At 68.2% G+C, this 10,239-nt stretch carries 8 protein-coding genes and 1 pseudogene; 2 read left to right on the top strand and 7 right to left on the bottom strand.

Annotated features, from left to right (window positions below; translation table 11 throughout):
* Nucleotides 1-219: pseudogene (locus tag BU28_RS0117000) on the top strand (IS21 family transposase); the annotation flags it as partial.
* A complete protein-coding gene (istB, locus tag BU28_RS0116995; RefSeq protein ID WP_028717628.1) occupies nucleotides 216-1,061 on the top strand; it encodes an IS21-like element helper ATPase IstB in 846 nt (281 codons plus the stop codon). The pseudogene BU28_RS0117000 and the gene istB, both read left to right, overlap by 4 nt.
* Here istB and BU28_RS24950 read toward each other — a convergent pair.
* The 7 genes from BU28_RS24950 to acs all read right to left on the bottom strand — a co-directional run bounded on the left by BU28_RS24950 (nucleotide 975) and on the right by acs (nucleotide 10,230).
* Nucleotides 975-1,526, bottom strand: a complete 552-nt coding sequence (locus tag BU28_RS24950; protein ID WP_415839916.1) for a transposase — start codon at nucleotides 1,524-1,526, stop codon at nucleotides 975-977. The genes istB and BU28_RS24950 overlap by 87 nt on opposite strands.
* A gap of 363 nt (nucleotides 1,527-1,889) precedes the next feature.
* Nucleotides 1,890-3,830 carry a 3'-5' exonuclease gene (locus BU28_RS0116990; RefSeq protein ID WP_028720513.1) on the bottom strand — a complete coding sequence of 647 codons (1,941 nt, stop codon included), beginning with the start codon at nucleotides 3,828-3,830 and terminating at the stop codon, nucleotides 1,890-1,892.
* Nucleotides 3,824-4,195, bottom strand: coding sequence for a response regulator transcription factor (locus BU28_RS0116985; protein ID WP_028720512.1), 372 nt, complete (start codon nucleotides 4,193-4,195; stop codon nucleotides 3,824-3,826). The genes BU28_RS0116990 and BU28_RS0116985 overlap by 7 nt, the downstream gene beginning before the upstream one ends.
* A gap of 47 nt (nucleotides 4,196-4,242) precedes the next feature.
* Entirely contained in the window at nucleotides 4,243-6,045 is a 1,803-nt protein-coding gene (locus BU28_RS0116980; protein ID WP_028720511.1) for a DUF294 nucleotidyltransferase-like domain-containing protein, read from the bottom strand.
* Nucleotides 6,046-6,102: 57 nt separating this feature from the next.
* Nucleotides 6,103-7,821 carry a cation acetate symporter gene (locus BU28_RS0116975; RefSeq protein ID WP_198944961.1) on the bottom strand — a complete coding sequence of 573 codons (1,719 nt, stop codon included), beginning with the start codon at nucleotides 7,819-7,821 and terminating at the stop codon, nucleotides 6,103-6,105.
* A 2-nt stretch (nucleotides 7,822-7,823) separates the two neighbouring features.
* The gene (locus BU28_RS0116970; protein WP_028720509.1) at nucleotides 7,824-8,126 is read right to left on the bottom strand and encodes a DUF485 domain-containing protein; all 303 of its coding nucleotides are present in this window, start codon (nucleotides 8,124-8,126) and stop codon (nucleotides 7,824-7,826) included.
* A 178-nt stretch (nucleotides 8,127-8,304) separates the two neighbouring features.
* The gene (acs, locus tag BU28_RS0116965; RefSeq protein WP_051578282.1) at nucleotides 8,305-10,230 is read right to left on the bottom strand and encodes an acetate--CoA ligase; all 1,926 of its coding nucleotides are present in this window, start codon (nucleotides 10,228-10,230) and stop codon (nucleotides 8,305-8,307) included.
* Between the last annotated feature and the right edge of the window lie 9 nt (nucleotides 10,231-10,239).

The raw sequence follows: 10,239 nt of genomic DNA, 5'->3' as shown, positions 1-10,239 counted from the left end.
GTCAGGATCTTCGAGGATGGCGCATTGATCGCCAGCCACCCGGTGCTGGAAGGCAAGAACCAGCGCCGGGTCGATCCCAGCCATCGCAAGCCGGTCCTGACCGCGCAGCGCGCCCTGCGACTGCCATCCGTGACCGAGGCTGCGGTCGCCCGCCGACCCTTGGCCTTCTACGAGGCAGTCGGACAGCGTTTGGCAGGCGCGCCGGAGCATCGCCCATGATCCCGGTCATCGAGAGGATCCGCCAGAGCCTGGTCTGCCTTCACATGGCCCGCGCCCTCGAGACGCTGGATCAGATCCTCAGCCGGCTGGAGAAGGGCGAGATCAGCGCCATCGAGGCCATCGACGAACTCCTGGCCGAGGAACTGAGCCTGCGCGAAGGTCGCCGCATCGGCGTTGCCCTGCGCACCGCCCGCCTGATGCCGATCAAGACGATGGAAAGCTTCGACTTCTCCTTCCAGCCGTCGCTTGACCGGAACCGCATCATGGCACTCGCTCAGCTCGAGTTCATCCGCCGTGCGGAGGTCCTGCACTTCCTCGGTCCGCCTGGGACGGGGAAATCCCACCTTGCCACAGCCACCGGCGTTGCCGCCGTGAAGACCGGGCGAAGCGTCTATCGCTGCACCCTCGCAGAGCTGATCGAGGCCTTGGCCAAGGCCGAGCGAGAGGGACGTCTCCCCGAAAAAATCCGCTTCCATGCCCGGGCCTCCCTGCTGATCGTCGACGAGATCGGCTACCTGCCCATCACCACGGGCGGGGCCAACCTGTTCTTCCAACTCGTCAATGCCCGCTATGAAAAGGGTGCCATGATCCTGACCTCCAATCGCGGCTTTGCCGAATGGGGCGAGATCTTCGGGGATCCCGTGGTCGCGACCGCACTTCTGGATCGGCTGCTGCATCACGCTGTCGTCATCCAGATCGAAGGGGCCAGCTACCGCCTGCGGGCGCATGCCGATCTGATCCCGGAACACACCCGCTCACATGCCGCAATCACTCCGCCGCCGCCGCCAAAGCGCCGTGGTCGGCCGCCCAGAAATGGAGGCGCCCATCACCTGCAAGGCTGATCGCCAAACCCGTAAAGTGGGGAATTTTGCGCCAGCACTTCTGGGGAATTGTGATCCAGCATTTACAATCTTGCCCGCCGAGCCGGTATATTGGCGCGCGACCCCACAGGAGGCATGGCCCTGTTTCAGAAAGCCGGTTTCATCGATGACCAGAACGGCATCGGGTTCGGCCAAGGTCTCCAGCGCATAGTCGCGCACGATATCGCGCAAGGCATCGGCATCCCAGGGCACCCGACCGAGGATCGCCTGCTGCCGCCAAGGACCCTTGTCGCCTGCGGCTTCCGCCCGCATCCAGCCGGTCTTGCGCCGTTCGTTTCCCAGCAGGCCATTCAGAAACTGACCGGCCGATGCCGCAACCCGTTCCTGTGTGAACAGAACCCGCATCCGCGACTTCACATCCCGAAGCGACGAGGCCCAAAGCTCCAACGTTGCCTCGACAGCCAATCCCGACATCCATGACCTCATCTAAATCATGGTAACTCAGTGATTCAGGGATCAGATGAGAACGCAAATGTAAGGCTAGGGCGTTTCCCCGATGATCTTCGTGCACAGTATCCGCCTGGCTCGCGTCCGCGAGATGCTGAAAGCAGGCGTATCCCACACAACCGTCACATCGGTCAGCTATCTTTGCAGCTTTTCCAAGCGGGCCAGTTCGCTTCGGCGAACTGCCGTCGCAGGCCCCGCGCAAAGGCGCCTGACGATCAATTCTTGCAGGCCCGCAGCGCCAGGCACCCAGATCAGGGCAGCCACGGGTCGGGGCAAGCCACATCCATCCTGCCGGTGAGGCCAACCTTGCCCAAGGCGGCGAAAAACCCGGTTCTCAGGCGGTCACGCGGGCGGGTTGCCATGCGCGGGGCCGGGGACGTTCGCGTCCTCGATCAGGTGGCGGTGGCGGCGGACCTCGGACAGGACATCCTCGAACCGGTCCAGGCCCTTGGCCTTCAGGGCGGCGGACAGGCGCAGATAGGCCTCGGCGGTGGCGCGGGTGTCGCCCATCGCGGTGTGGCGCTCCTCGGGCGGGATGGCGATGCCCAGCCGGGCGGTCAGCGCGTCCAGCGTATGCGGCGCCGACTGGCCCCAGACCATCGCCGACAACAGGATCGTGTCCAGCACGCGATTGTCGAAATAGACCCCGGTTTCCAGCGCGGCGCGGCGCAGCATCCCCATGTCGAAGGGCGCGTTATGGGCGACCAGCACGGCGTCCTCGGCAAAGTGGTGGAAGGCCGTCAGCGCGCCGGTCATGTCGGGGGCGCCTGCCACCATCGCATCGGTGATGCCGTGGATCGCGGTGGATGCCGCCGGGATCGGGCGGCCGGGATTGACCAGCGTCTCGAACCGCTCGCCGGTCAGGCGGCCGCGCGCGATGCGCAGCCCGGCGATCTGCACGATCCGGTCGGTCGCGGGATCAAGGCCCGTCGTCTCGGTGTCGAAGACCACGCAAGTCAGGTCCGACAGCCGGGTGGATCCGGCGCTGCGCCCCGACAGGGCGAAGTCATAGGTCAGCCCGGCCTCGTCGCCGCGCATGGGCGCAAGGGGCAAGGGCAGCACCAGCCGGGCCTCGTCCCCGTCCGCCTCGGGCCAGAGGCCGGTGACATGGGCGGCCAGGATCTCGTGCCCGGTCAGTTCGGGCTGCATCGGGTCGGGCGGTTCCGACAGCCAGGCTTCCAGACGGCCGATCGGCACCGGCGGGCCGGTCCAGACCAGCGACAGGCGCGCCTCGGCCCCCTCGGCTTCGGCACGCACATGGGGCGCGATGCCCTGGGCGCGCAGGTGCCGGTCCAGATGGCGCAGCAGTCCGTTCAGCGCCGCCGCATCGGCCAGCAGCGCCAGCGGCGGCTGGCCGGGCGACAGGTCCAGCCCTGCGGCAAGCTCGTTCAGGCCCGCCCGGCCCTGCGGCGCGTCGCCGGTCATCCGGTCGGTCAGTTCGCGCACCGAGGCGGCGAGCCCCTGCCCTTCGGACCGGATCGCCTGGGCGAGCGCGGGCGGGATCGGGCCGTCCAGCGCCTCCAGCATCGGCACCAGCGTCGCGGCATGGCGGCGCAGGCGCTCCAGCGCCTCGCGCGGGGCGGGACGTTCGGCGGGGCGGTCGCGCAGCATCAGAAGCGTGCCGCCCTCGACCCCGCGCATCCGGCCCCACAACCGCTGCCCGGCCGATGTCAGGCAGGTCAGGTCGGTCGAGGCCGCCCCCGCCGCCAGCCGCGCCGCCGCGGATTCCAGCGCGCCCCCCGCAAGATGGCGCGCAAGCGGCCGGTCCAGCGCGATGCCGGGCAGCAGCCGCGCGGCGGCGGCATTGTAGAAGACCACGCGGCCGCCCGCATCGGTCATCACCGCGCCCGCGCCGATATCGGCGAGGATGGATTCCAGCGTCTGCTTTTCGCGTTGCAGGTCGGCGGCATGTTCGGCGATGGCGTCCGACAGAGCCTCGGCGGTGCGGGCGCGGGCCTCGGCCGCGTCGCGGGCGGCGGGGCCGAGGTCGGCCAGATAACGCGCCTCGGGGATCTCGGGCGTCTGGCCGGTGCGCAGGCCCCCCGCCAGCAGCTCGATGGGCCGGGCGACGTTGCGGTCGAACAGGAACCAGACCCCGGCGATGATCGCCGCCGCCCCGCCGCCCGCGATCAGCACGCCTTGCAGCAGCCCGCCTGCCGCGTCGCCGGACTGCCCGGCGCGGGCGGCAAGCCACAGGCCCAGGGCCAGCAGCGCCACCACGCCCGCCGCGAGGCCCGCGAAGATCAGCAGGACGCGGACCCGCAGCGGCAGCCCGGTCAGCATGGCCCGGCCAGCAGCCGCGCCAGTTCGGCGCGCAGTTCCGACAGCTCGAACGGCTTGGCGATGAAGCCGTCGGCGCCAAGCGCCAGCCCCTTGCGGCGCTCCACCGCCGATCCGCGCGCGGTCATCATCAGCACCCGCACATCCTTCAGCGCCGGATCGGCGCGCACGTCCTGCACGATCTGATAGCCCGAGACATCGGGCAGCATCACGTCCAGCAGCACCAGATCGGGATGGCTGGCGCGGATTTCATCGACCGCGCCCGATCCGGTGGCCATGCGCCGGTGGCTGTGGCCTTCCCGCGACAGCAGGAAGTCCAGCGCGATGGCGATATTGTCCTCGTCCTCGACCACAAGAATGTCTGCCATCGGCGTCCCCTCCTTCAGACGACGGACCGGCTGCCCGGTCGTGACCTTCATCCCATCAAGCCCTTGCCATGGCCAAGCGCCGATTGCGCGCCCCGCACCACCACGAAGGCGTCGCGCAGATGGCTGCGGTCCAGGTTCGGCAGATCGGCCGGCGCCAGGTGGTTGCCCGGCCTTTCGCCCGCCCGGATCTGCGCGGCCTGGTTTTCCAGCCGCGCGGTCTGGATCAGGTCATAGGCCGCGATCAGGTCGGCCGCGCCACGCCCGCCGATGATGCCCGCCGCCTGCGCCTCGACCAGGCGGGCGCGGGTGTTGACCGGGGTCAGCCGCCCCTGCAACGCATAGACCCGCGCCAGGTCGATCACCGGCACGACGCCGTTGTGCTTCATGTCGATGCGGTTGCGGTACTGCCCCGAACGCGGCGTGGCGATGGTGCCGATCAGGCCCAGGGGCGGGCGGTGCTTCAGCGAATTCTCGATCATGTTGTACAGAAAGATCGGCTTCTCGGCCGCCAGCGCAAGGGTGTTGTGCTGCAAGCCCGCCAGCAGCGCCGCATCCCCGCCGATGGCGCGCAGGTCGAACATGACCGAGGCCAGCATCTGCGCCTCGGGGTTCGGGTGGTCGATCCAGTCGCGGAAATAGCCCCGCCAGACCGCGCGCGGCTGGCGCCAGCGCGGGTTGGTCGCCATCATGTCGCCGGGGCAATGGACATAGCCGCAGGCGTTCAGCCCGTCGCTGACGAAGCGCGCAAGATCGGCGAACCATGGATGGTCCGGGTCGCAATCGTCGCCGAGGATCAGGCAGTTGTCCTGGTCCGACAACCCGGTCTGTTCCTGCCGCCCCTGGCTGCCACAGGCCGCCCAGAGCCAAGGGCCGGGGGCGGGGCCCAGGTCCGCCTCGGCCAGGGCCAGAAGGCGGCGCGTCACCGCGTCGGCGATGTCGGTGATGGCCCGCGTGATCGCCTCGTGCCGGTAATTGGCGCCGACCATCTGCACCAGCAGGCCGGGGATGCGCGCGGTCGCCGCCGCCATGCCCGCCACATCGGCGGCCTGCGCGATGTCGCGGATCACGGCGGATGCCGACAGCGCCTGCACCCGCGTCAGGTCGGTCTGGCTGACCATGCCGACGAAGCGGCCCTGTTCCACCACCGGCAGGTGGCTGATGCGGCGTTCCAGCATGATGTTCAGTACGTCATAGCCCAGTTCGGACGGCGACAGCGTGATCGGACCCGGCGTCATCACCTGGGCGATGGGGATCTGCGGGTCGCGCCCCTCGGCCAGGACGCGGTTCGACATGTCGCGGATCGTGGCGATCCCGACCAGCCGCCCGCCCTCGACCACGCCGATGCTGCCCGCGCCCGCGTCGCGCATGGCGCGGGCGGCCTCGACGGCCGGGGTGTCGGGCGGGCAGCTGAGCGGCGGCTTGGCGCCGATCAGGTCGCCCACCTTCAGCACCGCCAGGTCGCTGGGCCGCGCCCCGCCCCGGTCGAAGAAGCGCGCGACCGCAGGCTGGCTGTCGATCAGCCGCATCAGTTCGTCGCGGGGCAGCATCAGGACGGTCGCGTCCGTGGTCACCGTGGCGGTGGTGACGGCCAGGCCGTCGCGCAGCAGGCCCCGTTCGCCAAAGGAATTGCGGGGGCCCAGTTCCGACACGCAGTCGCCGCTGGCGTCCAGGATGCGCACCGCGCCGCTTTCGATCAGATAGATGCCCGGCAGCGCCTCGCCCTGGCGATAGATCACGCTGCCTGCGGGCCAGTGCCTGCGGCCGAAGGAACGGGCGACCCGCGCCCGTTCGTCCTGCGGCAGGCTGTCATAGGGATGGATCGTGGCGATGAAGTCGTCGATCCGGGACATGCCGGGCCTTTCTGCGGGAAAAAGGCCGCGCCCCCGGCCAGGGGGCGCGGCAGGGTTTCAGTGGGACGAGGCCTCGGCCGCGCCGATGCCGGTCTCGGACCGCACCTGCTGGGCCAGGAAGCCCGCGCGGTCGATGCGCGCGCGACGGCCATTGTCCAGCTTCGACACGATCCAGATCGTCAGGAACGCCGCCGTCATGGAAAACAGCGCCGGCGAGGTATAGGGGAACGGTGCCGATCCGACCGGATTGCCCATCGTCGCCTCCCAGACCGAGGGCGAGACCACGGTCAGCCCGACCGACAGCGCCAGACCGACGAAGCCGCCGATCACCGCGCCCCAAGTGGTGCAGTCCTTCCACAGGACCGACATGAACAGCACCGGGAAGTTGGCCGATGCGGCGACCGCGAAGGCCAGCGACACCATGAAGGCGATGTTCTGGTTCTGGAAGGCGATCCCCAGGATCACCGCCAGCGCGCCCAGGCACAGCGTCGTGATGCGCGACACCCGCAGTTCGGATGCGCTGTCGGCAGCGCCCTTCTTGAAGACTGTGGAATACAGGTCGTGGCTGACCGCCGAGGCGCCCGACAGCGTCAGGCCCGCGACGACCGCCAGGATGGTCGCGAAGGCCACGGCCGAGATGAAGCCCAGGAAGATGTTGCCGCCGACCGCATGGGCCAGATGGACCGCCGCCATGTTGTTGCCGCCGACCAGCTTGCCCTCGGCATCCAGGAAGTCCGGGTTGGTCAGCACCAGGGTGATGGCGCCGAAGCCGATGACGAAGGTCAGCAGGTAGAAATAGCCGATCCAGCCGGTCGCCCACATCACCGACTTGCGCGCTTCCTTGGCACTGGGGACGGTGAAGAAGCGCATCAGGATATGCGGCAGGCCCGCCGTGCCGAACATCAGCGCCATGCCGAAGCTGATGGCCGAGATCGGATCCTTGATGAAGGTGCCCGGCCCCATGATCGCCTGCCCTGCGGCGGCTGCGGATTCCGGCGTGGCGTCGGGGGCGGCGGCGGCCAGGTCGGTCTTGACGCGCACCGCGTCGGCGAACATCGCCTCGGGCGAGAAGCCGTATTTCCACAGAACCATGAAGGACATGAAGGACGCGCCCGCCAGCAGCAGGCAAGCCTTGATGATCTGCACCCAGGTCGTCGCGGTCATGCCGCCGAACAGCACATAGACCATCATCAGGACGCCGACGATGACCACCGCGATCCAGTAGTCCAGCCCGAACAGCAGCTGGATCAGCGACCCCGCGCCGACCATCTGCGCGATCAGGTAAAAGGCCACCACCACCAGCGTGCCCGACGCGGCAAAGACCCGCACCGGCGTCTGGGCGAACCGGAAGGCCGCCACGTCGGCAAAGGTAAACTTGCCCAGGTTGCGCAGCCGCTCGGCCATCAGGAAGGTCAGGATCGGCCAGCCGACCAGGAAGCCGATGGAATAGATCAGCCCGTCATAGCCCGAGACCATGACCGCAGCCGAAATCCCCAGGAAGGACGCCGCCGACATATAGTCCCCGGCGATGGCCAGCCCGTTCTGGAAGCCGGTGATGCCGCCGCCGGCGGTATAGAAATCGGCGGCCGACTTGGTCTTCGAGGCCGCCCATTTGGTGATGTAAAGCGTGCCGGCCACGAAGACGGCGAACATGGCGATGGCGGTCCAGTTCGTCGCCTGCTTGGCGCCCCCCTGGATCACGTCGGCGGCCAGGGACGCACCCGGCGCCAGCATCAGCATCGCAAGGGCGCCTGCGCCCGAAAGTGTACGGTTCATCATCAGCGCCCCTGCTTGATCTGGTCGCTCAGCGCGTCGAATTCGCTGTTCGCGCGGCGAACATAGATGGCGGTCACGACGATGGTGAAGATGATCACGCCAAAGCCGATCGGGATCCCCCAGGTCATCACGCCGCTGCCGATCCGGGCCGACAGCAGGTCCTTGTTGAAGGCGATCAGCAGGATATAGCCGTAATAGACCACCAGCATGGAGATGGTCAGGGTCCAGCCAAAGCGCGACCGGGTCGTTTTCAATCTTTGATAGCTTGGACTTGCGGCGATCCGTTCCGCCAAATTCTGTTCCATGGGCTGGCACCTCCTCTGCCAATCATGTCGGTCCGTCCGCCGGCTCAGGGCATCGGTGGACGAGGTCTGCGCGCGTAGGACGGTCGCGGCCGGCCCATCGCAGGCAAGCCGGACCCGGCCTGCGGGCAAGGCTGCGCCCGCAGGGATGGTTCTTTCGGAATGGGACGGGCTGGCTGCCCTACCCCCTGTTCATCCTGTTTTCGATGAGTTCGTCGACGACGGCGGGTTCGGCGAGGGTGGATGTGTCGCCCAGTGCGCCGTAGTCGTTCTCGGCGATCTTGCGCAGGATGCGGCGCATGATCTTGCCCGAGCGGGTCTTGGGCAGGCCCGGGGCCCACTGGATCAGGTCCGGCTTGGCGATCGGGCCGATCTCGGTCCTGACCCATTTCTCAAGCTCGGCGCGCAGCGCGTCGCTGGGCTCGATGCCGTTCATCAGCGTGACATAGGCATAGATGCCCTGCCCCTTCAGCGGATGCGGATAGCCGACCACGGCGGCCTCGGCGACCTTCTCATGCGCGACCAGCGCCGATTCGACCTCGGCCGTGCCCATGCGGTGGCCCGAGACGTTGATCACGTCGTCGACCCGGCCGGTGATCCAGTAATAGCCGTCCTCGTCGCGCCGGCAGCCGTCGCCGGTGAAGTAGTAGCCCGGATATTGCTGGAAATAGGCCTCCTCGAAGCGCTGGTGGTCGCCCCACAGCGTCCGCATCTGGCCGGGCCAGCTGTCAGCGATGCACAAGACGCCCTCGGCCGGGTTGCCCTCCTGCACCGCGCCGGTCTGGGCGTCCAGCACCGCGGGACGCACGCCGAAGAAGGGCAGCGTCGCAGCACCCGGCTTCGTCTCGATCGCGCCGGGGATCGAGGTGATCATGTGCCCGCCGGTCTCGGTCTGCCAGAACGTGTCCACGATCGGGCAGCGGCCCTGGCCCACGTGCCGGTCGTACCAGTTCCAGGCCTCGGGGTTGATCGGCTCGCCGACCGAGCCGAGGACGCGCAGGCTGGAGAGGTCGTATTTCTCGACCCATTCCGGCCCCTGCCCCATCAGCGAGCGGATCGCGGTCGGCGCGGTGTAGAACTGCGTCACCTTGTGCTTTTCGCAGACCGCCCAGAACCGGCCCGGGTCGGGAAAGTTCGGCACGCCCTCGAACATCACGGTGGTCGCGCCGTTGGCCAGGGGCCCATAGACGATATAGCTGTGGCCGGTGACCCAGCCCACGTCGGCCGTGCACCAGAAGACGTCGCCGTCCTTGTAGTCGAAGACGTATTGATGCGTCATCGCGGCATAGACCAGATAGCCGCCGGTCGTGTGCACCACCCCCTTGGGACGGCCGGTCGAGCCCGAGGTGTAAAGGATGAACAGCGGATCCTCGGCCCCCATCGGGCGGGGCGGGCAGTCCGGGCTGACCTCCTCCATCAGGCGCAGCACGTCCACGTCGCGGCCCTCGATCCAGGTGGTCTGGTCGCCGGTGTGCTTGACGACCAGGCAGCGCACCTTGTCCGAACAGTGCAGCAAGGCCGCATCGGTGTTCGACTTCAGCGCGGTCCGCCGGCCGCCGCGCGGCGCGGTGTCGGCGGTGATGACCAGTTTCGCGCCGCAATCGTTGATGCGGTTGGCCAGCGCGTCGGGCGAGAAGCCCGCGAAGACGATGGAATGGATCGCCCCGATCCGCGCGCAGGCCAGCATGGCATAGGCCGCCTCGGGGATCATCGGCATGTAGATCACCACCCGGTCGCCGCGCATGACGCCCTGGCTGAGCAGCACGTTGGCGAAACGGTTCACCTTGTCGGACAGCTCGGCATAGGTGATGTGGCGCGCGGGCGTGGCCGGGTCGTCGGGTTCCCAGATGATCGCGGTCTGGCCCGCGCGTTTGGGCAGGTGGCGGTCGATGCAGTTGACCGAGGCGTTCAGCACCCCGTCCTCGAACCACTTGATCGAGACCTGGCCCAGGGTGAAATCGGTGTTCTTGACCTTGGCATAGGGCTCGATCCAGTCGATCCGCCGGCCCTCGCGCCCCCAGAACCCCTCCGGGTCCGAAATCGATTCGTCATAAAGCCGCGCATAGTCGGAAGGACCCACATGCGCACCCTCAAATCCAGGCGGAATCGGATGTTT

This window comes from Paracoccus yeei ATCC BAA-599, from assembly GCF_000622145.1.
Taxonomy (GTDB): domain Bacteria; phylum Pseudomonadota; class Alphaproteobacteria; order Rhodobacterales; family Rhodobacteraceae; genus Paracoccus; species Paracoccus yeei.
Note: the sequence above shows the minus strand (reverse complement) of the source record. Positions and strands in the feature narration are given on the sequence as shown.